This window comes from Mammaliicoccus sp. K-M42, from assembly GCF_022386375.1.
Taxonomy (GTDB): domain Bacteria; phylum Bacillota; class Bacilli; order Staphylococcales; family Staphylococcaceae; genus Mammaliicoccus; species Mammaliicoccus fleurettii.
The window spans coordinates 38,794-63,571 of sequence record NZ_JAJNIS010000013.1; the positions used below are offsets into that span (position 1 = coordinate 38,794).

A 24,778-nucleotide genomic window follows, 5' to 3' on the forward strand; every position below is an offset into this window, starting at 1 on the left:
GTAAACGCTTGCACTTACAAAGGGGGATTTCAATGATTACATTTTTAGTTTCAATAGTATTATTGATTGTAGGGTATTTTACATATGGTAAGTATATCGAAAAGATGTTTGGTGTTAAGGATGAACGTCCGACACCGGCTCATGATCAAAGGGATAATATTGATTATGTTCCAATGACGACGAATAAGAATTCATTGATTCAATTATTGAATATCGCTGGTGTTGGACCTATTTTTGGTCCAATTATGGGTGCTTTATATGGTCCGGTTGCTTTTTTATGGATTGTATTAGGTTCTATATTTGCTGGTGCTGTTCACGATTATTTAACGGGTATGATTTCAATTCGTAACAAAGGGGCTCACTTACCTGAATTAGCTGGTAAATTCTTAGGTAATGTGATGAAACATTTGGTTAATGTGTTTACGTTATTACTACTTTTATTGACTGGTACTGTGTTTGTTACTAGTCCAGCATTACTTCTACATTCACTAATGGATGGAAAAATTGCTTTAGGTATTATTATCTTTGTTATTTTCTTATATTATTTCTTATCTACAATTTTACCGATTGATAAAATTATTGGTAAGGTATATCCGATATTTGGTTTAATTCTCATGATTTCAGCAGTAGGTATTTTCGTGAGGTTATTGATGACAGGAGCAGAGATTCCAGAATTAACTTTAAAGAATATGCATCCTGATTCTGCACCGATATTCCCATTATTATTCTTTACTATCACGTGTGGTGCTTTATCTGGTTTCCATGCGACGCAATCGCCAATTATTTCTAGAACGACAAATAATGAAAAGAATGGCCGTAAAATATTTTATGGCATGATGATTGCTGAAGGTATTATCGCTATGGTTTGGGCTGCAGCGGCAATGAGTTTATTCGGTGGTTATGGCGGACTTCAAGAAGTATTAGCTAAAGGTGAAGCGGCTCTTGTAGTTAGTGAAGCATCTACAATGTTATTAGGCTCAGTGTTTGGTACATTAGCAATTCTTGGTGTTATTGTATTACCAATTACGAGTGGTGATACGTCATTTAGAAGTGCTAGAATGATTCTTGCAGATTACTTTAAATTTGGTCAAAAGAAAATGTGGAAACGATTTGCAATAGCAATACCAATGTTTATTATTAGTTTCATTTTAACAACAGTGGACTTTACAATCTTATGGAGATACTTCTCTTGGGCAAACCAAACTACAGCTACAATAGCGCTGTGGATAGGTGCAATGTATCTATTGTTATCTAAAAAGAATTTCTACGTAGCATTGATTCCTGCATTGTTTATGACATGGAATATATTCACTTATATTTTAAGTCAGCCGATTGGTTTTGGAATGGATTTATCTCTAAGCTACTGGTTATCAGTAGGTCTTACAATTTTATGGAGTATGTATTTCTATTATTTATATCGTAAAAACAGTGAAAATGCGATTGAAATCGATCATCAAATTGGATCTGCAACAGTTTCAAAATACTAAACATCATAATAAGAACCTTTCGGTCTCCACCGAAAGGTTCTTATTTTATATATTTAATATAGGGAAGGAAGTCTGCCATATAGTACTCGCTCAAAAATATTATATGGCAGTGTTATTAGATTTGGAACTAATGGCTAATATAACTGAACTGTGTGTTGGCAGTTCGTTTAATTTGGTTGTTTTACTGTGCTGTCTTTACGTAATTTTTCTACTGATTTTACTAGTACAGTTAAAGCTTGTTTAACTTCATCTTCTTGTCTTGTTTTCAATCCGCAGTCAGGGTTTACCCAGAATAGAGAACGGTCAATTTCTTTAAGTGCTCTATCGATTGCTACAGTAATTTCTTCTTCTGTTGGTATACGCGGACTATGAATGTCATATACACCTAAACCAATTCCTAAATCGTATGTGATATCTTCAAAGTCTTGGATTAAATCGCCATGGCTTCTTGATGTTTCAATTGAAATAACATCAGCATCAAGTGATTTGATTGCATGGATGATTTGTCCAAATTGAGAGTAACACATATGCGTATGAATTTGTGTTGAATCTTGGACTGAAGATGTTGATAATCTGAATGAACGAACAGCTTTATCTAAGTAATCTTCATGATATTCTGAACGTAAAGGTAAGCCTTCGCGCAATGCTGGTTCGTCTACTTGAATCACTTTAATGCCTGATTCTTCAAGTGCTAATACTTCTTCGTTTATAGCTAAAGCGATTTGATCTTGAACTTCGCTACGAGGAATATCAACACGTTCGAATGACCAGTTTAAGATTGTAACTGGACCTGTAAGCATACCTTTAACAGGTTTGCCAGTTAAGCTTTGAGCATATAGTGTTTCTTTAACTGTTAGTGGAGCTGTCCATTTAACATCACCATAGATGATTGGTGGTTTAACAGCACGAGAACCGTATGATTGAACCCAACCGAACTTAGTTACTAAGAATCCATTTAATTTTTCACCGAAGAATTCTACCATGTCATTACGTTCGAATTCACCATGTACTAATACATCTAAACCAATATCTTCTTGAATATCAATCCAACGCTTAATTTCATTTTGTACAAATTCTTCATATTTTTCGTCTGAAATTCTATTGTTTTTCCAATCTGCACGATATTTTCTTACTTCTCTTGATTGAGGGAATGAACCTATCGTCGTTGTTGGTAAATCAGGTAAGTTTAATACTTCATCTTGTAAAACTTTTCTCTCTTTAAATGGTGTTGTACGTTCTGATTTCACGGAATCATAATCGTATTCAAGTTGTTTGAATGATTGACTTTCAAATCGTTCAAATTGAGTTTTTAATTCATTGTATAAAGTGTCATCATTTTCATTAAATAATTGCTTTAAAGCATATAGTTCATCTAATTTCTCAGTGGCAAAGCTTAAACCTTCTCGAACTGAATCATCTAATGTTTCTTCTTCTAAGGTAACTGGTACATGTAATAATGAAGAAGAAGGCTGAATAACTAATTCATTTGTATATGGTTGTAAAGAGGCGATTAGTTCTTTTTTAGCTTCAATGTTAGTTGCCCAAACATTTCTACCATCAACAATACCAGCAAATAGTGCCTTTTCTTTAGGGAATAAACCATCTTTAATTTGTTGTAAGTTAAATCCATTATCATGGACGAAATCTAAACCAAGACCATAGACAGGCAATTGTCCTACAAAGTTTAAATCAACACGTTCGAAGTATGTTTGTAATACTAAGTTTGTAGATGGAACTTCTTTATTAAAGAATTCATATGCTTCTTTAGTAATATCTTGAAGTTCTTTAGCTTCGTCAGTTACTAAAATTGGTTCATCTACTTGGATATATTCTGCACCAGCTTCAGTTAAACTTTCGAATACTTCTTTATATAATGGTAACAGTGTTCTAACTTTTTCCTCAAAACTTTGGTCTCCGCCTTTTGATAAAGCAACATAAGTCACAGGTCCTACGATTACTGGATGAGATGTTACACCAGTTTCTTTAGAAAAGTTGAATTTTTCTAGTAACACATTGTTATTTAATTTAGGAGTAACGTTATCCCATTCAGGTACGATATAGTGATAGTTTGTGTTAAACCATTTGATAAGTGCACTTGCAACGTGTTCTTTATTACCTCTTGCAATATCAAATAATAATTCATCATCAACAGGACGTCCTTGGAAACGCTCTGGAATGATATTAAATAATAATGATGTATCAAGTACATGGTCATATAATGAGAAATCACCAGCAGGAATTTGATCGACATGATGTTCTTTTTGAATTGTTAAAATTTCTTTATGTAGATCTTGCAATGTTTGATCTAATTCAGCTTTATCTATTTTCTTAGCCCAGTAGCTTTCAATGGCTTTCTTCCATTCTCTTTTTTTACCTAGTCTTGGAAATCCTAAATTTGCTGTTTTAATTGTCATAATATTGCCTCCTTGGATTGTGTTTCAGTTTTTGATTTTGAATAATTTGCTAATTCAACGGATAAATCATATTTTAAAAATGGTGTAACGATGTACAGACCATTAAAATATTGGTGTATCGCATCAATCAATTGCTTGCTCAAGTTAATACTGAGCTTACGAGTTGCGTCTCGATCGTCTTTAACTTTTTCAAAAGCGTTGAGAACAGTTTCTGATAATTTAATACCGGGAACTTCATTGTGTAAAAATAGGGCGTTATTATAGTTTGTAATTGGCATGATGCCAATAAAGATTGGTGCATCTATATGTTTTGTTGCTTCATATATTTCTTTAACTCTTTCAGGTTCATAGATAGGTTGTGTAATGAAGTATTCCATTCCAGACTCTATCTTTTTTTCTAATCTTTTAACTGCTGGTTCAAGACGTCTTACATTTGGATTAAAAGCGCCTGCTACAGAGAAGTTAGTATTACTTCTTAATGTGTCTCCATCTGCGTTAATACCTTGATTAAATTGGGTAATCATTTCAGCTAATCCACTAGAATTTACATCGAATACACTTGTTGCACCAGGGAAATTACCAACTTTTGATGGATCACCTGTAATAGTTAAAATATCATTAATACCTAGTAACGAAAGTCCCATTAGATGTGACTGAAGACCAATTAAATTTCTATCTCGACATGCTAAGTGTACGAGGGGTCTAATTTTATATTGTTGCTTTATAATGCTAGCTGCTGCTATGTTAGAAATTCTAACGCTTGCTAATGAGTTGTCAGCAAGTGTTACAGCTTCAACACCCGCGTCTTCTAGAGCTTGTATACCATCGAAAAATTTATTCGTATCTAAATGTTTTGGTGTATCAAGTTCAACAATAACGGTCGGTCTTTGTTGAACGAGTTCTTTAATGCTAGGTTCATTTTTATTTTGCTTTTTATACTGTTTTGTCTCTATTGGAATAACATTTTTTTGCTTGATAGGCTTTAAATCTTTAACGACATTTTTGATTTTTTTAATATGTTCTGGTGTTGTACCACAGCAACCACCTATTAATCTGACGCCTTGATTGACAAGTTCTTTAGCTGCGTCAGAAAAGTATTCCGAATTGTTATTGTATTTCAAGTCATTGTCTTCTAAATCCAGCAAACTTGCATTAGGGTAACAAGAAAGATATGCACTGTTAGGAATTTCAATATGTTTATACGTCTTTATCATATGATAAGGTCCGTGGTGACAGTTTAAACCAACAACATCTGCGCCTTCTCTTAGTAATGCCTCTAATGCGTCAGGTATAGGTGTACCATTTCTTAAATAATTAGTATTACTTGCTGTAAGTTGAGCAATAATCGGAATGTCATATTTCGCTTTTGCATCTTTTAAGACGGTAAGCAGCTCTTCTAAATCATAGTAAGTTTCAAATAGAATGCCATCTACACCTTCATTTACAAGTGTTTCAATTTGAATTTCTGTATGATACTGAATAGCCTCTATAGATAAGTCACTCTTTTTTATGTTACGAAAGCCACCTACAGTACCTAATATAAACGTATCTTTATTGCTTGCTTTTTTAGCGATTTGAACAGCTTCACGATGTATTTCTTTGACGCGATGCTCTAAATTGAAGTCTTTTAGCTTTTCGAAATTAGCACCGTAAGTGTTCGTTTGAATGATATCAGCACCTGCTTCTATATATGAGCGGTGTATTTGTTCTACTTTTTTAGGATGAGTAAGGTTATAACTTTCTGGGCAAGTGTCTAATCCTTCTGAGTAAAAGATTGTTCCAATTGCACCGTCAGCCACTAAAATGCGGTTCTTCAATGCTTCTTTCAGATTCATATATAGCCTCCTTTAATGCCCAATCGATATCTGTAATCAATTCTCTGACATCTTCCAATCCTACTGATAGTCTAAATAAGCCGTTTGTAATACCACGTTCAGCTCTAATGCTTTCAGGTATAGCTGCGTGACTCATTGTAGCTGGGTGAGAAAGAATGGTTTCAACACCACCTAAACTTACAGAAACTAAAGGTATATTTAGATGGTCAACAAATGCTTGTGCTTTTGATTCATCTTTAAGTCTGAATCCTAATACGGCACCACCATTTTTAGCTTGTCTTAAATGTGTGTCATTTGTTATTGGATAGTAAACAGTTTCAATTGCTTCATTTTCAATTAAATATCTATAAATTTGTTCAGTATTGCTAACAGATTGTTTAAATCTAATTGGTAATGTTTTTAAATGCTTAGCAAGTGTCCATGAATCATAGACGCTTAATCCTGAGCCAGTTCCATTTTGAATTAAGTAAATATCATTTTTAAGTTGGGGATCATTTACGATAACAGCGCCAGCAATCAGGTCACTATGACCTCCTAAGAATTTCGTTGCAGAATGAATGACAATATCTGCTCCAAGTTTCAAAGGAGACTGTCCTAATGGTGTCATGAATGTATTATCTACGGCTAAAAGTGCTTCATTTCTACGAGCAATTTGTCCAACACCATCAATATCAGTTACTTTAAATAGCGGGTTAGATGGTGTTTCTACATAGATAAGCTTTGTATTATCCTGTACAGCGTCTTCTACTTGTTGTAAGTCTGTTTGGTCGACAGTTGTAAATTCGATTTTGAATTTTTTTAGTATTTGTTCTGTTAATCTGAAAGTACCTCCGTATACATCATCAGGAAGTATAACGTGATCTCCAGGTTCTAATGTAAGGAATACAGCCGTTACTGCAGCTATCCCAGAACTGAATGCAAATCCATAATTACCGCCTTCTAAATCGGCTAACTTTTCTTCGAGTAACTTTCTGTTAGGATTACCACTTCTTGCGTAATCAAATTCAGTATTACCACCTAATGTTTGTTGGTGATATGTTGATGAATAATATAATGGTTGGTTGCTTGATAAATGTTCATTACCTCTAGTGGAGTCTAATATTAATGACGTTTCTTTTGAATAACTCATAATGACACCCCTTCTTTCTTTGATTTTTTTAGAGCTTGAAGTATATCTGCGTAAATATCTTCATAGTCTTCAATTCCGATTGATAGACGAAGTAGATATTCGTCGATACCACGTTTATCTTTTTCTTCATCGGCCATGTCTACATGTGTTTGTGTATATGGAAAAGTGATGAATGTTTCAGTGCCACCAAGACTTTCGGCAAATATACATAAATCAATATTTTGTAAAAAACGATCTACACTGTAAGCTTTGTTTAATCTAATGCTTAACATGCCTGTTTGCCCTGAATAAAGTACTTCATCAATGCTTTCAATTGACTGAAAAGAAGCGGCTAATTTTTGGGCATTTTCGGTAGCACGATCAAGTCGTATGTGTAATGTTTTTAAACCTCTTAGTAATAAATAACTGTCGAAAGGTGATAGTGTTGCACCAATCATATTGTGAAATTGAGCAAGTAGTTCACCTAAATAATCGTCTGATACGGTTACAATGCCTGCTAATACATCATTATGACCACTTATGTATTTTGTAGCAGAATGTAATACAATGTCAGCTCCATCTTTTAATGGTGTAGAAAAGTAAGGTGTTAAGAATGTATTATCAATAATTGTTAAAATATTTTTAGACTTCGCTATTGCATACAATGGTTCTAATTCCACTGTGAACATTAATGGATTTGATACGGGTTCTATAAAGAAAGCTCTCGTATGCTCATTGATAGATGCATTGACCTCTTCAATATTTGAAAAATCGATGTATTTAAACTTAATGTTGTATTGTTTTTCATAAAATTCAAAGATTCTAAATGTGCCACCATATAAATCATATGAAACGAGAATTTCATCATTTGGTTTAAATAAGTTACATATTAATTGAATACTTGCCATACCACTAGAAGTTGCAAATGCGTATTTTCCACCTTCTAATTTGGCAAATGCTTCTTCGAATTGTGAGCGAGTTGGATTCTTAGTCCTCGTATAATCGAAGCCAGTTGAACATCCTAATTTTTCATGTTGATAGGCTGTTGAAAGATATATAGGATTTGTGGTTGCACCTGTATGATCTTTAGTTAATGAAATTTGAGCGAGTTGAGTAGATTTCATAATAGCCTTCCTCCCTAATGTATTTAAAAATAAAAAAAGCTTCCGTCCTTTAAACCCGATATTAATCGGATGTAAAGGACGAAAGCTTAGCTCGCGGTACCACCTTTGTTCGTAATGACATTACTGACACTACCTCTATAAGTACGTGGTCTCTTGTAAAAGAGTATATAATGGCAGTAAAAATATGAACAAATTCCAGTACGCCATCAACACTAAAGAGACTTTAATACTGTATCGCTATAACGGGCGATCCCGTTGACACCTCAATATCGATGTCACCACTCCAAGGCCATTTTCAATCTTTCTTTCAATATTCCCTTTCAGCAAATGGGAACTCTCTGATAATTGCAGTTTAAGATTTACTTTCCTTTTTATCGTGCTTTTAATTAATATTTCGTTGTTGATATATTACACAATACTATGGGCATATTTTTTTGTCAACAACTTTTCTGAATATTTTAATTTATCGGTCAATTATTCTTTTGTGCATATCATCTTCAAAATTGTTATAATCTAATTTGGATGTTTTACGTGAAACAAATTAGAATATATAACGTGGTGATGAAATGAAAGAAAGAAATCACGAACTTGTTGAAAAGATTTCTTATAACTTTAGTCATGATAAAATTGTTGAGATTCCTTTAGACAAATTAAGAAGAAATCCATATCAACCTAGAGATTATTTTGATGAAGAAGCTTTAAAAGATTTAACGCAGTCTATTTCACAACATGGTGTATTACAACCAATAGTAGTAAGAGAAACAATTAAAGGATATGACATTGTGGTTGGCGAAAGAAGATTCAGAGCAAGTCAATTAGCTGAGAAAGACACAGTACCAGCAATTATTAAAGTGCTAACTGATGAAGAAATGTTAGAACTCGCTATAATTGAGAATCTTCAACGTGAGAATCTTAAACCATTAGAAGAAGCAAAGAGTTATGCCACAATGATGGCAGAACTAAATTTAAAGCAACAAGACGTAGCAGATAGATTAGGTAAATCAAGATCTTATATTGCTAATGTCTTAAGATTACTAAATCTACCTCCAAGCGTGAAAAGTTTAATCAACGAAGAAAAATTATCAAGTGCACATGGCAGAACTTTGCTTGGAATAGAGAAAAAGCATCAAATCAATCAAGTTGCTAAAAAAGTGATTAAAGAAAATATGAGCGTTAGAGCGTTAGAAGAATATATAAAATTTTTGAATGCTAACGGTCAAGAGAAACCAAAACAACCAAAACAAAATAAACCAAGCTTTTTAGTTAAACATGAATATCAGTTGAAAGAGAAATATGGAACGAACATTGATATTTCAAAGACAAAAAAAGCAGGTAAAATTTCACTTGAATTTAATTCTGAAGCAGAATACAAAAGAATTATGGAATTATTGTTAGAAGAATAAGAGGTGTGAAAATGAATAAAATTATGAGCGTCATTCATAAACTAATCGATCCTTTTATGGATCCAGATAATTGGCAAAAATGGATAGAACAAATTTTCATCGGGATATTTTATATTATATTAGCGTTTATTATAATTAAGATACTTCATAAATTAGTCGAGAAATTCTTTACTACGAAATACGGAACTAAGAGGGTAGGGAAGTCTAACAAGCGTGCTAAAACAATGGTAAACCTACTACAAAACATTATTTCATATGTTGTGTGGTTCATTGTTGCTACGACAATATTAAGCAATGTAGGAATAAGAGTTGAAAGTATTATTGCAGGTGCTGGAGTTGCAGGTTTAGCAATTGGTTTTGGTGCTCAAACTTTAGTTAAAGATGTCATAACTGGTTTCTTTATTATTTTTGAGAATCAATTTGATGTTGGAGACTATGTAAAAATTAATACTACGGGTACAACTGTTGCTGAAGGTACTGTACAATCAATAGGGATGAGATCTACGAGAATTTTATCATTTGCAGGAGATTTAACGATTCTTCCAAATGGTACAATGAATGAGATTGTAAACTTCTCAATTCATAATGGTATGGCTATTGTGGAAGTACCTGTATCCATAAAAGAAGACTTAGATGAATTAGAAAGTAAATTATATAAATTTTTACCTACACTAAAAGAAAAATATCAAATTTTCATAAAAGACCCTGAAATTTTAGGTGTAGAAAATGTTACAGCAGGAGAAGCAACGATAAAAATCGCAGGCGAAACAGAACCTAACGAACATGCTACAGGTGCAAGAATATTAAGAAGAGAAATCAAATCGTTCTTTGATAAAGAAGGTATTCAAGCACCAATACCAACTATGGTTTCTTATAATCCTAATAACATTCAATAATCATCTAATCGGGAGGCTGTAATATGATTAAATCGTATAATTTAAATGATATCGTTGAAATGAAGAAGCAGCATGCATGTGGTTATAATAAATTTAAAATCATAAGACTTGGTGCAGATGTTAGAATTAAATGTGAAGAATGTTCTCGTAGCATTATGCTACCTAGACAAGAATTTAATAAAAAAATCAAAAAAATAATCGAAAAAGGACAAGGTGAATAACATATGGCATTAACAGCTGGCATAGTAGGATTACCTAACGTAGGTAAATCAACACTATTTAACGCAATTACTAAAGCAGGAGCATTAGCAGCGAACTATCCATTCGCAACAATCGATCCAAACGTAGGAATCGTAGAAGTACCAGATCATCGTTTACAAGAATTAACGAAATTAGTTAAACCTAAGAAGACAGTTCCAACAGCTTTCGAATTTACAGATATAGCAGGTATCGTAAAAGGCGCATCTAAAGGTGAAGGATTAGGGAATAAATTCTTATCACATATCCGTGAAGTAGATGCAATTTGCCAAGTTGTACGTGCATTCGAAGACGAAAATGTAACACATGTATCTGGTAAAGTAGATCCAATAGATGATATTGAAGTAATTAATATGGAATTAGTGTTAGCAGATTTAGAATCAGTAGAAAAACGCTATGATAGAGTAGCAAAAATGGCTAAACAGAAAGATAAAGATGCAGTAGCAGAAGAAAAAGTATTAGCAAAAATAAAAGAAACATTAGAAAACAATGAACCAGTAAGAAGCTTAGAATTCTCATCAGATGAAAAATCAATCGTGAAACATTTAAGCTTATTAACATCAAAACCAATGTTATACGTAGCAAACGTAGCAGAAGATGAAGTAGCAAGTCCAGAAGACAATGAATATGTACAAAAAATAGAAGAATACGCAAATAACGAAGGATCAGAAGTAATCGTTATTTCAGCTAAAATCGAAGAAGAATTAGCAACATTAGACGATGAAGACCGTGAAATGTTCTTAGAAGATTTAGGCGTAGAAGAAGCAGGATTAGACAAATTAATCCGCGCATCATATAACCTGTTAGGACTAGCAACATACTTTACAGCAGGAGAACAAGAAGTAAGAGCATGGACATTTATAGAAGGCATGACAGCACCACAATGTGCCGGAATCATCCATACAGACTTCGAAAGAGGCTTCATTAGAGCAGAAACAGTAAGCTATGATGATTTATTGAATAATAACGGTATGAACGGTGCAAAAGAAGCGGGTAAAGTAAGATTAGAAGGAAAAGACTATCTAATGAAAGACGGAGACGTTGTACACTTTAGATTTAATGTGTAAGAGTAATAGATAGAATTTTAAAGAGGCTGAGACATTGTGTCTCGGCCTCTTTTGTCGTTGTATTTGCTATTTGGATATGAAGGTATGAATTAGATAGGTAGGAAAATCGCACGATGAGTTTGTAGTCTTCGTGCGAATTGATTGTATTTCTGCTTTTACTGAACCTCTAAAAGCATGTACTCGGAAGGCTTGCATAAAAAGATACGAACTAAGTTAGAGACATTACCGACACACTAAGGCTGAGACACATTTATGTCCCAAGCCTTTTTTGTTTATTTTAATAATACAAGAAAAAGCATAAAAAAGGTCTAGCCAAGTTAACTTTAAATTTTCATCATAAATATTTTTATAATTAGACTCGAAAAATTACTTTTTTTCAATGAAATAATTAAACACAATAAAATTAAGTACATTTTTATTTAAAAATGTAATATAATATTTTTATAAAAATGGAAGGTGGATTTTGAGATAAGTAATTTGAAAAAAGCTTTAATAATTATATTTGCAGTACTTTACTTATACGGTTGTGAAAATAAGGGAAGTAATGCAGATAGTTCTGAATCAACAGCAGAAGATATGACTGAGTCAAAAGTAAAACGAGAGCATAAATCTATGAACGCTAATTCATTAGAAAATAATCTTGATAAACAAGATTTAGTTATTGAAGATGGTAAATACTTAATACGAAGTGAAGACGCAAAATCTTTATATCCTGACGCACTTCAGGCTTTTATTAGAAATAATACATATAAAGATATCAAGGACATTACTTTTGGTTTTGTTGCTTGGGATAAAAATGGACTTCCAGTAAAAATTAAACAATCTATAGACTTTTCAGATGGTGAATATTTTAGAGGTGTAAAAGGAGAAGCAGTAAATATAGCTTCTGGTGATTTGTTTGGTGAAGAAAGTGGAATGGAAATAAAAGAAGGAATCGATGTAGAATTTTTTAAACCTATAGTCGTTAGTTATGAAGATTTTGAAGGAAACACATGGGAAAATAAAGAATTAAAAAACTTTTTAAAAGTTTATGAAGGAAAACGTTTAAAAGATATTGTGGGTTATGAAAACCACGTATACAACAAAAACAATTAGAGAAGAGGAATCATCATGATAAAAACATCATTAATTACAATAAATTTAATTTCTGCATTACATTTAAATCCTGCTACTGATATTTCAGAAAAAGCTAAAGAATTTTATAATCAAACTTCAAATTGTAATCTCAAGGTATTAAAGACTAGCCCTGCATTAGATATTAGTTTAAGTGTTGAAAGGGAATTGAAAAAATCTCAAATTGAAAATAATAAATTATGTAAAAATTCAAGTGATAAAAAATAGAATAAATTAAAACCATTTATATTTTAAATGATATAATCACTACTTAATAGTTGCAGTATTGACTAAAAAACATTGTAAAAAGTAATACTCTATGCTATAATTCTTGATTGTGAGTAATGAAAATTATTCCTTGCTTAATACTAAGTTATTAGGCCGCATAGACCACAAGGAGGTGTAAATTGATGAGAACATATGAAGTAATGTACGTAGTACGTCCAAATATCGAAGACGAAGCTAGAAAAGCTGTCGTTGAACGTTTTAAAGGAATCTTAGCTTCAAACGGTTCAGAAATCGTCGAAGAAAAGGATTGGGGTAAACGTCGTTTAGCTTATGAAATCCAAGACTTCACTGAAGGTTTCTACAATATCGTTAGAGTTAAGTCTGAAAATGACGAATCAATCAGCGAATTCGATCGTTTAGCGAAAATCACTGATGATATCATTCGTCACATCGTTGTACGTGAAGAAGAAAAATAATTTAACTTTTAAGATATGGGGGAGATTAAATGATTAATCGTGTTGTATTAGTCGGTCGATTAACTAAAGATCCGGAATACAGAGTAACACCCTCAGGCGTTCAAGTTGCTACTTTTACCTTAGCTATCAATCGTACTTTTACGAATCAGCAAGGTGAAAGAGAAGCTGACTTTATCAACTGTGTTGTATTTAGACGTCCCGCAGAGAATGTAAACAATTACTTATCTAAAGGTAGTCTTGCAGGTGTTGAAGGTCGTCTACAATCTCGTAGCTACGAGAACCAAGAAGGTCGTCGTGTTTATGTAACTGAAGTTGTTTGTGACAGTGTTCAATTCCTTGAACCTAAAGGCGCAAATCAACGTCAATCTGGTAATGATAACCAATCATATAACCAAAATAATAACGAGTTCCAAAATTATGGACAAGACTTTGGTGGTAACCAACAACAAGGACAAAAAGCACCTTCAAATCAACAGTCAAACAATAATCAACAATCAAGTAACCCATTTGCAAATGCTAATGGACCAATTGATATCAGTGATGATGATTTGCCGTTCTAATAGTTGATTGAAACGAATATAAATAAAAAAATTTAAAAAGAAGGGAGGAACACAATCATGGCAGGTGGACCAAGAAGAGGTGGTCGTCGTCGTAAAAAAGTTTGTTATTTCACAGCAAACGGTATTACACATATCGACTACAAAGATACTGATTTACTTAAAAAGTTTATCTCAGAAAGAGGTAAAATTTTACCACGTCGTGTAACTGGTACTTCAGCGAAATACCAACGTTTGCTTACTATAGCTATTAAACGTTCACGTCACATGGCTTTATTACCATACGTTAAAGAAGAACAATAATCTATAATGTATGACAAAACCCTCTAGCAATCAGGCTAGAGGGTTATTTTTATATAATATTTACATTTAAACTAAATATCCTAATAATATTAAAATGATCAAAGAGATAAAGAGAATACTCAAAGTAACGATCCATATCAATCGATAATTTATGTTCATTTCATATAATTTTAGAATTTTAAATATAGTCAATATTGATATGAGAACTAAAGCAAAGCAACTAAGCCCGAATAATATATATAAACTAATTATTATAATTTCCATTTAAAATTTTAACTCCTAAATCTTGATAATAATCTTCACTTTTCATTTCAGTATTAACAGGATTAGAAAAAATACTAGAAACAAAAATAAATAATGCCATGAAACTTCAAAATACTTTAAACTTATCTAAAAATATCATTAAAGATTGTATTTTGAATACAAGTTTATTATAGTATAGCTAAATTCAGAAATGTTTAATATTCCTTAACTGTTAACTATTTGTTCTTAAGTGTATTAATTATTTAAAACAAATTATATTATCTCAACAATACAATCCATACTCAATTTAATCATATAATATTGTTAGATAACTTTGAACAAGTTTTAAGGCGATTTAAAATCACATTACTAATGATGTCATAAGCCGACTTAATGAATCATTATGGCAGGTCAAAGGTAAATATTATATCTTACAACTTTTAGACTAACCCTTTATAACTATTGATATTAAAGGGTTTTAAATATATGTGAGTGTGTCTAAAATTAGGTATAGCAAAGAATAATAATATATAACGTATAACAAAACAAACATTTATAAATGAAATTGTAATTTAATTCCTATTTGATTTATACTAATATATAATTACTTTGTCAGGTGGGATGGGAATGAATATAAAAGAAGTATTAAATTTATTTGAAAATAATTTAATTCATGAGAATATTCCAGATTCGATGTTAACTGAATTAATGAGCAATATAGGTAATGTAGATTCTGATATTCGTGAAAAGACTACAGAAACTATTTGTTTATTGATTTTAAATAATAAATTAACTGATATTCAAGTTGAGAAAATATTGTATAGAAGTTTAAAAAATTTAAATATAGATTTAGGGAATAACGATTCTGATAGTGTATTTTTAAGAAGCTTTAGCTCTTTAATACTTGCCTCTATAGTAGAAAATGATATAAAAAATAAACATTTTGAAAAAGGTATTTACAATAAAATTTTTAATGCAGCGATTTTTTATTATGAAAAAGAGCAAGATATTAGAGGTTATATACTTAATAAAGGGTGGGCACATAGCATTGCGCATGGATCAGACTTAATTTCTATTTGTATAGAATCTGACTTTTATTTAAATACGCATAACACTACGATTATGAATTTAATTAGTAATAATCTCTTCAAATTAACGAAGGATTCTCTACCATATATTGATAATGAAGATGAGAGACAAGTATTCATAATTGAATCTTTATTAGAAAAAGGGTTATCTGATATAGACCTAATTAACTGGATAAATGACATACAAGTTAAATTAAATCAAATAGATTCTGAAGGGGTAAAATATTATAGAATTCTAAAGAATATAACTGACATGTATGAAACTTTGTATTTTAGATTAAAGTTTAAAAATCAATGTAAAAAAACACAATTAACAATTGAATCGAAACTTGAAGAGCTTTTTCTTAAAACTTATTTTAAAGATATATAGTAGAAATAGGTTAATAAAAATATATGTAAAACCCTCTAGCACTCAGGCTAGAGGGTTATTTGTGTCTGAATTTATAAAAAAGAGGTAACTGTAAGTAAGAGTTAACCTCAAATGCATTCTGTAGATATGAACCACTATTTAAATGCAATTTCAGACTATTTTAAGATTAAAATCAATGTTGTTGGCGATAGACATGCTTGTTATACATCCCCCAATTTTTTTCTAAGTCAGCAATGGTGATTAATTTATATGGATTAAAAATCGTTTGCCCATTTTTATTGATGAAAAGTTCATCTTCAACCTGATAGGATGCATGGATTATAGATTTATTATTAGAGTAGACAATGATGTCACCTTTTTTGCTTGGTTCCGATGATTTAGTATAGCCTAATATATTAAGTGTATTTAAAAAAGAATCTTCTTTTATCCATTGGTCCAATATATCGAGGTCTTCAGTAATAGCATAAAGAACTGTTGAAAGACAATTGGAACCTTGATGAAGAGGAAATGTATTAACAATTGAATTGAGATAATCTGGTAATGTTACCTTTAGATGTAATGGCACTACATTATCTTGATATTCTTCAATTCGGTCATTAAAAAATTGAACTTTAAAGGGCTTACTAAGTTGATACCAACTATTTAAAGTAATGAGATTGGTTTTGAAAAAAAGTGGATTATTTACTCTACATTGTTCTTTTATTATATATTCTTGTATTTCACATTCTAATTGTTCAAACCATCCTTTTGTTGATTGGATAACATAGTTATAATCATTTAAGTTCCAAAATTCATATAGATTATTTGTCTTAATATCAAATGAACTAGATTCTTTGAAAGAATCTTTAGAAGTAATGGATGCGTGTTCATTTTTAAAAGGAATATTGTTTACAAAAAATAAGTCAAAATCAGTAAAATAATTTTGACTCCAAAATTCTAATGTTTGGTTTGAAGGATAAATTTTCATTATTATACCTCTAGATTTTTTTCTAAAATTTATTAAACTTCAACTGCTCAATTACGTGATCGTGGTTTTTATAGAGTACTAGGTCTGATCTGTTTTTGGTTGGTAAAATATTTTTTATCAGATTGACTTCGTTTATATTGTCCCAGAGGTCTTTTGCTATCGTGATGGCTTCGTCTTGCGGGATGTCTCGATATTTATAGAAATGTGAGTCTGGCTTCTGGAAGGCTTCTTCTTGCAAGAGTAAGAAGCGATTGATATACCATTTTTTCATATTTTCTATTGTTGAGTCTAGATATATTTTGTAGTCGATATAATCACTTACAAGTTCTTCTTCATGTGGGCTTACTTGGAATATGTTCACGCCTTCTATGATAAGGATGTCAGGACAATCTATGTTGTGATATTGATCTTTAAGTCGATCATAAGTGATATGAGAGTATGTGTAAGTTGGTATATTTCTTTCATTGTTTTTTATTTGTTTTAAGTGACTGATTAATGTTTTAGTATCATAACTTTCAGGGAAGCCTTTTTTAGAAAGTAAATCTTTATCAATCAATTCTTGTTTAGGCATAATATAACCATCTGTAGTGATAAGATCGACTTTCCAGTCTGTATTGTACTCTTGAAGTAGGTTTAAGAGCAGTCTTGATACTGTACTTTTTCCTACAGAAACACCACCTGAAATACCGATGATAAATGGTGTAGTATTATTTCTGTTCTGTAATTTGTTGTTTATATCCGATGAATAATCTTTATGGAATTTAACTTTGTTAGTTAAAAAGTTAATGAGTGGCAAATAAACTTCATTAATTTCAGAGTTTGTTAAGTAATCATTTAGACTGATGATTTCTTCTAAATTTAAATGACTCGTATCCATATCTAATTTAAAATTTGTATTTCGCCATTCTTCTTTTGTGAATTTCATAATGAGTTCCTTTGCTATAAGAGTTTATCAGTTTTTTACAGTACTCGTATAGGGTAACATAAAAGTTAATGAAAGTGCTTTATTAATTTTTAAATTTCTTTTCAAAAGCCTAAAAAAGCCCTCAGGATATATTCCTAAGGGCTTTTACTTAAAAACCTGACATTGCTATTCTGTTCTCTAATACTTGATTAACAAAATCTACTGTGGACTCTCGAGATATAGGGTTATGACCCATTTTTTTATTGTTATAGAGGATAAATTTAATGTTGGTACTATTGATATTATATTTATCTAGAAAACTACAGAATGGCGTGTAGTGTCTATTCATATCTGTCTTACATAATCTGTTCTGTATATAGTAAATCTTTGGTACGTACTTTTGAATTCTGAAAAGACTTGTAATAGATATTCTAACTGCAAATTGTTTTTTTATGTAGTCTCTTGAGTAATCAGGGAATATGTTTTTATATAGTTTCTCGACATTTGTTTTGTCATATCGATCAACATAACATTGTGGATTATTTACAACTGCAGTAGATTCTTTGTGTAAAGTAGCAAGATACATCGACATAAATCCACCTGCAGATGAACCACAATAGACGACTTTGTTATTCTCTATATTGAGTTGTTCTGTAATTGTTTTGGCAATCTCAGAATAGTCCCTTAGATAATGACGTTCTTTAGTACCTACACCCCAACCTAATCTTAATTGCGTATTATGAATCGTTCGATCGTCTATATACAAGCAATTTGCATTAAAGTCTTCATGCCATTTACTTCTCATAAAAACAGGTGGATTACTTTTAGCAGGGTCATATGCGCCATTTGAAAATACAACTAATTTATCGTTGTTTTCTTTAAGGTTTAATTTGATATAAAAATCTAAATCTTCTTTTATAATTTTTACAACTTGATTGTTATGTTTCCATAACGCTTTAGTATTAATATCTTCGTAATTTAATGTTTCCATAATGTGAAACACTCCCAATTGTTAATGTTAATTAAACGAGTTAATATAAATTTCAATATAACAAAGTAAAGTTGCATTTAACAATTATATAGTGGAAATTTACAAAAACTTAACAAAAAGGGAGTTTGAACATTAATGTCCAAACTCCCTTTTATTGGATTAAATATTGAATAATCTTTGGAAGAATCCTTTTTTCTTTGGTTCTTCTTCAGTTTGTTCATTATTTTCTAAATTAGTTACAACTTGAGAAGATGTAGTTTCTACTTTTTCTTCTTTAGTAGCATCAGTTGCAGCTTCTTTATTTACTGTATCTTGAGTAACTGGTGATTCTGCTTTATCTTCTTTAGGAACATCTTTATTAGTAATGTCCTTTTTAGTAATATCATTTGTAGTTTGATTTTTATCAGCAGTAACTTCTTTATTTTCTACTTTAACTTCTTCTTTTTCTACGTCTTTCTTGTCTGAAGTAGTTGTAGGCTCAGTTTTAACAGCTGATGCTTTATCTTCTGATTTAGCCACAGTTGGTTTCTCTTGTTCTTTAAGTTCAGTATTAGGTGTATCTTCGTTTAATTTAGTATCTTCTTTGCTATCAACAGTTTCTTTAGTAGCTTTATCTGCTGTTACTTCTTCAGCACTGTTAGCCTTTTCTGTTGTACTTGCTCCAACTTTAGTTTCTGTAGCTTGTGAAGTTTGTTCAGGAGCTTGTAAAGCTAACGTTTGTTCCAATTTTTGTTGTTGGATATGTACTTGTTGTAACATTTCTCCTAACATTTGTCTTTCTCTACGCATATGTTGAACTTCTAATCTTAATTCTTCGATTAAATGTTGTAGCTCAGGTGTTTGATTGGCTGGCTCGTCTTTAACTAGAACTTGTAAGAAGTCTTTTTCTTGTTCAAGCGTTTCGAAAGCTTGATCATAACTGTTAGTTTCTTTGACCTTTTCAGCTATTTCTTGGAATAGTTCAATATCTTCTTCTTGGAAGTCAGTTGCTTCTCTTCCACGGTATTCTGTCTTAGAAAGTTGATATCCTCTATCTTCTAAGTGCTGTACGATTTTTCTGACTTGCTTTTCACTAAGACCGACCTTAGCTGAGAATTCTTTAGTTAACATGGTATAAATCATCCTTTGTTTGACAGTAGTTTTATAGGTAGGGTTGTCTGTGGGCAGACAACCGTCACACTTCCCTTATTACATTACATGTAATTAAGATAAAGTTCAAGTATTTGTTGTATTAATTATAGAAAGTATTATATACAAATAAGAAATATGTCATTATTTATGAAATCTGAAAATTTGTGATTAGTTTCAGCTCCTTGTTAATGGTTAGGATTATTGTAACAAAATGAGCAGTATCATTTTTTGTGGTTATTAATTAAATTTTATAAATAAAGAGAGCTAATCCGAAAATGATGGATAAGCTCTCTTTATTTGAGAATGGGTATTTTTGTCCCAACCTCACTATTTTAATAATTTATAATAATTGCCCGATAAATACTGCGATGATAATGATTGGAAGAACAAATTTAACTAAGAAATACCAAACGTTGACGAATATTCTGCCTTTTTTAGTATCACTCATATTAAGTTCTTTCAAAATTGTCTCTTTATTAAATATATGACCGACAAAGATTGTAACACCTAATGCACCGATAGGCATTAATACGTTTGCGACTAGGTAATCCATATTATCAAAGAATGTTCCAACACCAAATGTGAAGTTTTGTAACACACCGTTTGATAATGCAGAAGGGATACCGAATACAAATACTAAGCTACCAATAATATATGACCATTTTTTTCTATTATCGTTATTATTTTTAGTAATGTTAGATATATTCAATTCTAATAATGAAATTGAAGATGTAATTGCTGCAAACAAGAATAATATTAAAAATAGCAGATAGAATAATTGTCCTATAAACATTTGATCAAATACTTGAGGAAGAACAATAAACAATAATCCTGGTCCTTGATTTGGTTCTAAACCGAAAGCAAATATTGCAGGGAATATTGCTAAACCTGCTGCTATAGATACTGCAATGTTCATCCATACAATGGCGCTAGCACTTTTTACGATATTGGTCTTGCGATTTAAATAAGAAGCGTAAGTCATCATTCCACATGTACCAAGTGATAAAGCGAAGAATGATTGTCCTAATGCGTATAGTATACCTTCAGAGCTTAAATCTGAAATTTTTGGTTGTAGGAAATATTGAATACCTTCAACTGCACCGTCTAATGTTACTGATCTAATAATAATGATGACAAAAGATATAAATAACAGTGGCATCATTATTTTTGATGCTTTTTCAATCCCTTTTTCGACACCTTTACTTACAATAACGACAGTAAAGAGTATAAAAGCGAATTGACTAGCTAACGAGTATAATGGGTTAGAGATGTAATCAGTAAAAATATTACCGTAATCATGGGATTGTGTTAATCCAAAGCTATCTAATAAGGTACGTATAATATATAGAATAATCCAACCACCAATAACACTATAGAATGAAAACAATACGAATACTGTTAAATTCCCGAGCCATCCTATTAAATTAAATGATGATTTCCCAGATACTTTTTTGAAGATATTGGTTGAATATGTTCTACCATAGCGTCCCAAAACAAACTCACTTAAAAGTAAAGGTAAGCCAACGAGCAGTGTAAATATAATAAATATTAATAAAAATGCGCCACCACCATAAGTACCAGCCATATATGGAAACTTCCAAACTGCACCTAGTCCAATTGCAGAACCAGCACTGGCTAAAATAAAGCCAATATTTGATGACCATTGCGATAAATTTTTCATTTTAATTCCTTCCCTTACTATATGAATACTTTAAAGCGGTAAAGCTTTTAAGTAAAAAAATAAAACTCATAGACATGAATTTTACACGATTATGGTGTCGAATGCAATATGAAAAATGAGGCTGAGACAATTAATTATCTCAGCCTCAAAATATTAAATTGACAGTAGGTGTCTTAATTAAAATTTGATAAATTAATTTATTGACCGATAGTACCGTTACTTTCGTCATTCCAAGCAAGTACGCTTTCTACAGGTAATCTACTTGAGTCATGAGGTGCTTTAACCCCTTTACCAATTGCGATTAAGTGTGCTGGAACATATCTTGAAGTATCAATGTTTAAAGCTTCTAGTACAGCTGTTTTATCGAATCCACCAATTGGATTTGTATCATAGCCATGGTCTGTAGCGATCAACATTAATTGCATTGAAGCTAAGTTAGCATCCATTAATCCTTGAGCATTAAAGTAACTTTCATCAGCACTACTAATTAAATTAGAAATAGTTTCAATGAAGTAATCTTTAGAGTTTTCATCCATATAACCAAGTTCAACATTTTTCTCATAAATGTCACTTACATATTCAGCGTGTTTCAAATCTGCAAGAACAAGAATAATTGCACTTGAAGAGTGTAATTGTCTTTGGTTGAATTGTACAAGGTGGTCTAATTTTTGTTTCGTTTCTTCAGAATCAATTACAACGAAGCGCCAAGGTTGAAGATTAATTGAAGATGGGGCTTTAGTTGCAAGTTCTATCATTTCTGTCATTTCTTCTCTAGGAATTTTAAAGTTTGGATCGAATTCTTTAACTGATTTTCTTTTATTTATAATTTCAGTTAATGAAAGTTTTGAGTGTGTCATTTTAGTTCTCCTTTTAGTATGATGTCATTATAATGCACTAATTATTAGGAAAAACAAAATAATTAGCTTACGGTTCAAAATTTATTTTGGAGGTTTTGAAAATGGAAACGAATACAGTATTGTCGCGTTTACAAATAACTAAACCAATATTTTTAGCAGGAATGGCTGGTGGAGTGACGACACCTAATTTAGTTGCTGCTGTTAGCAATGAAGGAGGGCTTGGACAAATTGGTGCAGGCTATATGACACCAGAAACACTTGCCAAAGATATTGATCAAATTAGGGAAATGACACAAAATCCATTTGGTGTAAATTTATTCGTGCCAGAATTTCCTGAAATAAATCAAGAAAAAATAGATAATATGAATAATCTATTGAAACCTATAGCAGAAAAATTAAACTACGAACGAGTGAATGAAGTTTCAATAGAGGATAATTTTGATGAAATGATAGACATAATTATTGAGAAAAATGTAGAAATTGTTAGTTTTACTTTTGGGAAACCTTCACAACATCTTGTTCAAAAATTACATCAGCATCATATAATCGTGATAGGTACAGGAACCAACTTTGAAGAAGTAAAAGCTCTAGAAGATATAGGTGTAGACGCAATAGTATTACAAGGAAGTGAAGCGGGTGGTCATAGAGGTTCGTTTAAACAAGAACTCCCTTATGTCCGATTAACGTTGGAAGAATTATTCAATCAAACTTACAACAAAGTGAATTTGCCGCTAGTAGTAGCAGGAGGAATTACAACACCTGAGCAGGCTAAATATTATATTGAAAAAGGTGCGGCAGCCGTACAACTTGGAACAGCATTCTTAACTACTAAAGAAAGTGGTGCGCCAAATATTCATAAAGAAAGTATTTTAAAAGCAAAGTCTGAAGAAATAACTTTGACGAATACCTTTAGTGGTCGTTATGCAAATGGTATAAACAATACTTATATAAAGTATATGGAACAATTTAAAGAAAGCATCTGCTCATATCCAATTCAAAATAAATTAACACAACCAATGAGAGGGCAGTCTAAAAAATTAGAAAATCCAGACTATATGAATCTTTGGTGTGGCACGCATCCAGAAGGCGCAAAAGATGAAACAGTAGCTGAGTTAATGAAGAGATATTATATAGAATAAGGTTATATCTTAAATGTCCTAAAAATTTAATAAGAGCAGAAATTCATTTTAATAATGAATTTCTGCTCTTATTTTTTATGAAAATCATTTATGTCCCAGAATTTTTTCGTTGTATGGTGTTGATTTTGGGTATGTCTTCGATTAACTGTCGACTTAATCTACAACTTGACCAAACTCTTAGATTAACAGTCGGCTTAATCTACAACTTGGCTAAACTCTTAGATTAACTCCCTAATTAATCTACAACTTATTTCATTCTTTCAAAAATTCTAATTTATGTCCTAGGACTCTTGTTTAATTATTATAATTCCATTGAATCCAATAGTTCATATACAAATTCTCTATCATTTTCATTTCCATGAATATATTTATTTATATAACATGAACGAATACTTGGTGAGATTACATCTTTTTGAAGTGGTAAGTATTGTTTAATGTATAAGTCTATCGGTGTTGGTGGTAATGATTTTTGTGGATTTGGTTGTATATAGGGTATATCTTGTTGAATTTCATAACCATGTCTATTAAAGAAATTATTTCTTAAAATGGCAAGATCTTTTTTACTTTGATCATCGTATGAATCTGCTCCAAATGATTCTAACATAATCATGTTAGCGTCTCTTCCATGAACGTTCTGAGCATGTTTATGTAGTGCTTCTTCAGTTTTTTCTAGAGTTTGTGCACCGACACGTTGATTACGGTATTCAGGGTGTGTCATTAAATAAATGATAAAAGCTGAGTTGGTAGTAGGTTCATAGTGTCCTGTAGATAAACTAACAACTGTATCATCAATTAAACCAACTAAAAATATATAATGCTTTTTTATATAGTCAGATGTTAATGAGTGAATAAAGACGTGACGATCTTCTCTTACTTCAGCTTTGAAAATATCTTCGTACATTTCTAAAGACTTTTTAAATAATGGATCATCGATAGATGTTACAACTTCAAAATTCATAGTTATGAACCCCTCAAATCAATATTTTCTAATATTATAACATAAGATATTAATAGAGGTAGAATTCAACTGTGATGATAATAAAAAATAAACATACTAAGATTAGCTATGAAGAAATCTATGACGATAGATTTTTTCATAGCTATTTTTTATAGTTATAGAGAGAGGTAGACTGTGCGG

Annotated in this window: 23 protein-coding genes and 1 other annotated feature; of the genes, 12 read left to right on the plus strand and 11 right to left on the minus strand. The window is 31.4% G+C overall.

The genetic code is table 11. From position 1 onward, the window contains the following. Positions 1-32 precede the first annotated feature (32 nt). Positions 33-1,487 carry a carbon starvation CstA family protein gene (locus tag LQ668_RS08265; protein WP_078357174.1) on the plus strand — a complete coding sequence of 485 codons (1,455 nt, stop codon included), beginning with the start codon at positions 33-35 and terminating at the stop codon, positions 1,485-1,487. A 167-nt stretch (positions 1,488-1,654) separates the two neighbouring features. Here LQ668_RS08265 and metE read toward each other — a convergent pair whose 3' ends face one another. Genes metE through LQ668_RS08285 form a run of 4 tightly spaced genes read right to left on the minus strand, consistent with a single transcriptional unit; the run spans position 1,655 to position 7,968 of the window. Continuing rightward, the gene (gene metE, locus LQ668_RS08270; RefSeq protein WP_107509099.1) at positions 1,655-3,904 is read right to left on the minus strand and encodes a 5-methyltetrahydropteroyltriglutamate--homocysteine S-methyltransferase; all 2,250 of its coding nucleotides are present in this window, start codon (positions 3,902-3,904) and stop codon (positions 1,655-1,657) included. Further along, a complete protein-coding gene (locus tag LQ668_RS08275; RefSeq protein WP_107509098.1) occupies positions 3,898-5,736 on the minus strand; it encodes a bifunctional homocysteine S-methyltransferase/methylenetetrahydrofolate reductase in 1,839 nt (612 codons plus the stop codon). The genes metE and LQ668_RS08275 overlap by 7 nt, the downstream gene beginning before the upstream one ends. Next, a complete protein-coding gene (gene metC, locus LQ668_RS08280; RefSeq protein ID WP_107509097.1) occupies positions 5,693-6,865 on the minus strand; it encodes a cystathionine beta-lyase MetC in 1,173 nt (390 codons plus the stop codon). Before metC ends, LQ668_RS08275 begins: the two co-directional genes overlap by 44 nt. After that, positions 6,862-7,968, minus strand: a complete 1,107-nt coding sequence (locus LQ668_RS08285; RefSeq protein ID WP_107509096.1) for an aminotransferase class I/II-fold pyridoxal phosphate-dependent enzyme — start codon at positions 7,966-7,968, stop codon at positions 6,862-6,864. Before LQ668_RS08285 ends, metC begins: the two co-directional genes overlap by 4 nt. A gap of 71 nt (positions 7,969-8,039) precedes the next feature. Next, positions 8,040-8,352: a binding site (T-box leader), on the minus strand. 182 nt (positions 8,353-8,534) lie between these two features. On the opposite strand from LQ668_RS08285, the gene LQ668_RS08290 reads away from it, so the two are divergent. The 10 genes from LQ668_RS08290 to LQ668_RS08335 all read left to right on the plus strand — a co-directional run bounded on the left by LQ668_RS08290 (position 8,535) and on the right by LQ668_RS08335 (position 15,970). Beyond that, entirely contained in the window at positions 8,535-9,371 is an 837-nt protein-coding gene (locus LQ668_RS08290; RefSeq protein ID WP_107509095.1) for a ParB/RepB/Spo0J family partition protein, read from the plus strand. A gap of 11 nt (positions 9,372-9,382) precedes the next feature. Continuing rightward, positions 9,383-10,267 (plus strand): mechanosensitive ion channel family protein, encoded by an 885-nt coding sequence (locus LQ668_RS08295; protein ID WP_078357168.1) that lies wholly within the window; start codon positions 9,383-9,385, stop codon positions 10,265-10,267. Between the two features lie 23 nt (positions 10,268-10,290). Then, positions 10,291-10,488, plus strand: coding sequence for a DUF951 domain-containing protein (locus LQ668_RS08300; RefSeq protein ID WP_078357167.1), 198 nt, complete (start codon positions 10,291-10,293; stop codon positions 10,486-10,488). Positions 10,489-10,491: 3 nt separating this feature from the next. Next, positions 10,492-11,592 carry a redox-regulated ATPase YchF gene (gene ychF / locus LQ668_RS08305; protein WP_107509094.1) on the plus strand — a complete coding sequence of 367 codons (1,101 nt, stop codon included), beginning with the start codon at positions 10,492-10,494 and terminating at the stop codon, positions 11,590-11,592. 477 nt (positions 11,593-12,069) lie between these two features. Then, on the plus strand, positions 12,070-12,687 hold the full coding sequence (locus LQ668_RS08310) for a DUF5780 domain-containing protein (protein ID WP_107509093.1): 618 nt from the start codon (positions 12,070-12,072) through the stop codon (positions 12,685-12,687). Between the two features lie 15 nt (positions 12,688-12,702). Beyond that, on the plus strand, positions 12,703-12,933 hold the full coding sequence (locus tag LQ668_RS08315) for a hypothetical protein (protein ID WP_107509092.1): 231 nt from the start codon (positions 12,703-12,705) through the stop codon (positions 12,931-12,933). Positions 12,934-13,115: 182 nt separating this feature from the next. Continuing rightward, complete coding sequence (gene rpsF, locus LQ668_RS08320; protein ID WP_078357165.1) at positions 13,116-13,409, plus strand: 30S ribosomal protein S6; 294 nt, start codon at positions 13,116-13,118, stop codon at positions 13,407-13,409. 29 nt (positions 13,410-13,438) lie between these two features. Then, positions 13,439-13,969 (plus strand): single-stranded DNA-binding protein, encoded by a 531-nt coding sequence (ssb, locus tag LQ668_RS08325; RefSeq protein ID WP_078357164.1) that lies wholly within the window; start codon positions 13,439-13,441, stop codon positions 13,967-13,969. A 57-nt stretch (positions 13,970-14,026) separates the two neighbouring features. Beyond that, positions 14,027-14,269, plus strand: coding sequence for a 30S ribosomal protein S18 (rpsR, locus tag LQ668_RS08330; protein WP_078357163.1), 243 nt, complete (start codon positions 14,027-14,029; stop codon positions 14,267-14,269). An 870-nt stretch (positions 14,270-15,139) separates the two neighbouring features. Continuing rightward, entirely contained in the window at positions 15,140-15,970 is an 831-nt protein-coding gene (locus tag LQ668_RS08335) for a DUF2785 domain-containing protein (RefSeq protein WP_157946486.1), read from the plus strand. 172 nt (positions 15,971-16,142) lie between these two features. On the opposite strand, the gene LQ668_RS08340 is transcribed toward LQ668_RS08335, so the two are convergent. The 6 genes from LQ668_RS08340 to LQ668_RS08365 form a co-directional block, all read right to left on the minus strand. Beyond that, positions 16,143-16,937: a hypothetical protein gene (locus LQ668_RS08340; RefSeq protein ID WP_119634102.1), complete on the minus strand. Its 795-nt coding sequence runs from the start codon at positions 16,935-16,937 to the stop codon at positions 16,143-16,145. A gap of 22 nt (positions 16,938-16,959) precedes the next feature. Beyond that, positions 16,960-17,862, minus strand: coding sequence for a type I pantothenate kinase (gene coaA / locus LQ668_RS08345; RefSeq protein WP_119634101.1), 903 nt, complete (start codon positions 17,860-17,862; stop codon positions 16,960-16,962). A gap of 148 nt (positions 17,863-18,010) precedes the next feature. Next, positions 18,011-18,832, minus strand: a complete 822-nt coding sequence (locus LQ668_RS08350; protein ID WP_107509088.1) for a prolyl oligopeptidase family serine peptidase — start codon at positions 18,830-18,832, stop codon at positions 18,011-18,013. A gap of 159 nt (positions 18,833-18,991) precedes the next feature. Further along, on the minus strand, positions 18,992-19,942 hold the full coding sequence (locus LQ668_RS08355; protein ID WP_107509087.1) for a hypothetical protein: 951 nt from the start codon (positions 19,940-19,942) through the stop codon (positions 18,992-18,994). A 361-nt stretch (positions 19,943-20,303) separates the two neighbouring features. Further along, a complete protein-coding gene (locus tag LQ668_RS08360; RefSeq protein WP_107509086.1) occupies positions 20,304-21,644 on the minus strand; it encodes a sodium-dependent transporter in 1,341 nt (446 codons plus the stop codon). A 197-nt stretch (positions 21,645-21,841) separates the two neighbouring features. Further along, positions 21,842-22,501, minus strand: coding sequence for a nitroreductase family protein (locus tag LQ668_RS08365; protein WP_078357144.1), 660 nt, complete (start codon positions 22,499-22,501; stop codon positions 21,842-21,844). Positions 22,502-22,602: 101 nt separating this feature from the next. Here LQ668_RS08365 and LQ668_RS08370 point away from each other — a divergent pair, with 101 nt between their 5' ends. Next, positions 22,603-23,640, plus strand: a complete 1,038-nt coding sequence (locus LQ668_RS08370; protein ID WP_107509085.1) for an NAD(P)H-dependent flavin oxidoreductase — start codon at positions 22,603-22,605, stop codon at positions 23,638-23,640. A 301-nt stretch (positions 23,641-23,941) separates the two neighbouring features. Here the strand turns inward: LQ668_RS08370 and LQ668_RS08375 are convergent, their stop codons facing one another. Continuing rightward, positions 23,942-24,598: a GNAT family N-acetyltransferase gene (locus LQ668_RS08375; RefSeq protein ID WP_107509084.1), complete on the minus strand. Its 657-nt coding sequence runs from the start codon at positions 24,596-24,598 to the stop codon at positions 23,942-23,944. Between the last annotated feature and the right edge of the window lie 180 nt (positions 24,599-24,778).

Excerpts from the sequence above, each read along its gene's own strand:
- LQ668_RS08265 (WP_078357174.1), top strand. The coding sequence starts at position 33 with ATGATTACATTTTTAGTTTCAATAGTATTATTGATTGTAGGGTATTTT.
- LQ668_RS08275 (WP_107509098.1), bottom strand. The coding sequence starts at position 5,736 with ATGAATCTGAAAGAAGCATTGAAGAACCGCATTTTAGTGGCTGACGGT.
- metC (WP_107509097.1), bottom strand. The coding sequence starts at position 6,865 with ATGAGTTATTCAAAAGAAACGTCATTAATATTAGACTCCACTAGAGGT.
- LQ668_RS08285 (WP_107509096.1), bottom strand. The coding sequence starts at position 7,968 with ATGAAATCTACTCAACTCGCTCAAATTTCATTAACTAAAGATCATACA.
- LQ668_RS08290 (WP_107509095.1), top strand. The coding sequence starts at position 8,535 with ATGAAAGAAAGAAATCACGAACTTGTTGAAAAGATTTCTTATAACTTT.
- LQ668_RS08295 (WP_078357168.1), top strand. The coding sequence starts at position 9,383 with ATGAATAAAATTATGAGCGTCATTCATAAACTAATCGATCCTTTTATG.
- LQ668_RS08300 (WP_078357167.1), top strand. The coding sequence starts at position 10,291 with ATGATTAAATCGTATAATTTAAATGATATCGTTGAAATGAAGAAGCAG.
- ychF (WP_107509094.1), top strand. The coding sequence starts at position 10,492 with ATGGCATTAACAGCTGGCATAGTAGGATTACCTAACGTAGGTAAATCA.
- LQ668_RS08315 (WP_107509092.1), top strand. The coding sequence starts at position 12,703 with ATGATAAAAACATCATTAATTACAATAAATTTAATTTCTGCATTACAT.
- rpsF (WP_078357165.1), top strand. The coding sequence starts at position 13,116 with ATGAGAACATATGAAGTAATGTACGTAGTACGTCCAAATATCGAAGAC.
- ssb (WP_078357164.1), top strand. The coding sequence starts at position 13,439 with ATGATTAATCGTGTTGTATTAGTCGGTCGATTAACTAAAGATCCGGAA.
- rpsR (WP_078357163.1), top strand. The coding sequence starts at position 14,027 with ATGGCAGGTGGACCAAGAAGAGGTGGTCGTCGTCGTAAAAAAGTTTGT.
- LQ668_RS08335 (WP_157946486.1), top strand. The coding sequence starts at position 15,140 with ATGAATATAAAAGAAGTATTAAATTTATTTGAAAATAATTTAATTCAT.
- LQ668_RS08340 (WP_119634102.1), bottom strand. The coding sequence starts at position 16,937 with ATGAAAATTTATCCTTCAAACCAAACATTAGAATTTTGGAGTCAAAAT.
- coaA (WP_119634101.1), bottom strand. The coding sequence starts at position 17,862 with ATGAAATTCACAAAAGAAGAATGGCGAAATACAAATTTTAAATTAGAT.
- LQ668_RS08350 (WP_107509088.1), bottom strand. The coding sequence starts at position 18,832 with ATGGAAACATTAAATTACGAAGATATTAATACTAAAGCGTTATGGAAA.
- LQ668_RS08355 (WP_107509087.1), bottom strand. The coding sequence starts at position 19,942 with ATGTTAACTAAAGAATTCTCAGCTAAGGTCGGTCTTAGTGAAAAGCAA.
- LQ668_RS08360 (WP_107509086.1), bottom strand. The coding sequence starts at position 21,644 with ATGAAAAATTTATCGCAATGGTCATCAAATATTGGCTTTATTTTAGCC.
- LQ668_RS08365 (WP_078357144.1), bottom strand. The coding sequence starts at position 22,501 with ATGACACACTCAAAACTTTCATTAACTGAAATTATAAATAAAAGAAAA.
- LQ668_RS08370 (WP_107509085.1), top strand. The coding sequence starts at position 22,603 with ATGGAAACGAATACAGTATTGTCGCGTTTACAAATAACTAAACCAATA.
- LQ668_RS08375 (WP_107509084.1), bottom strand. The coding sequence starts at position 24,598 with ATGAATTTTGAAGTTGTAACATCTATCGATGATCCATTATTTAAAAAG.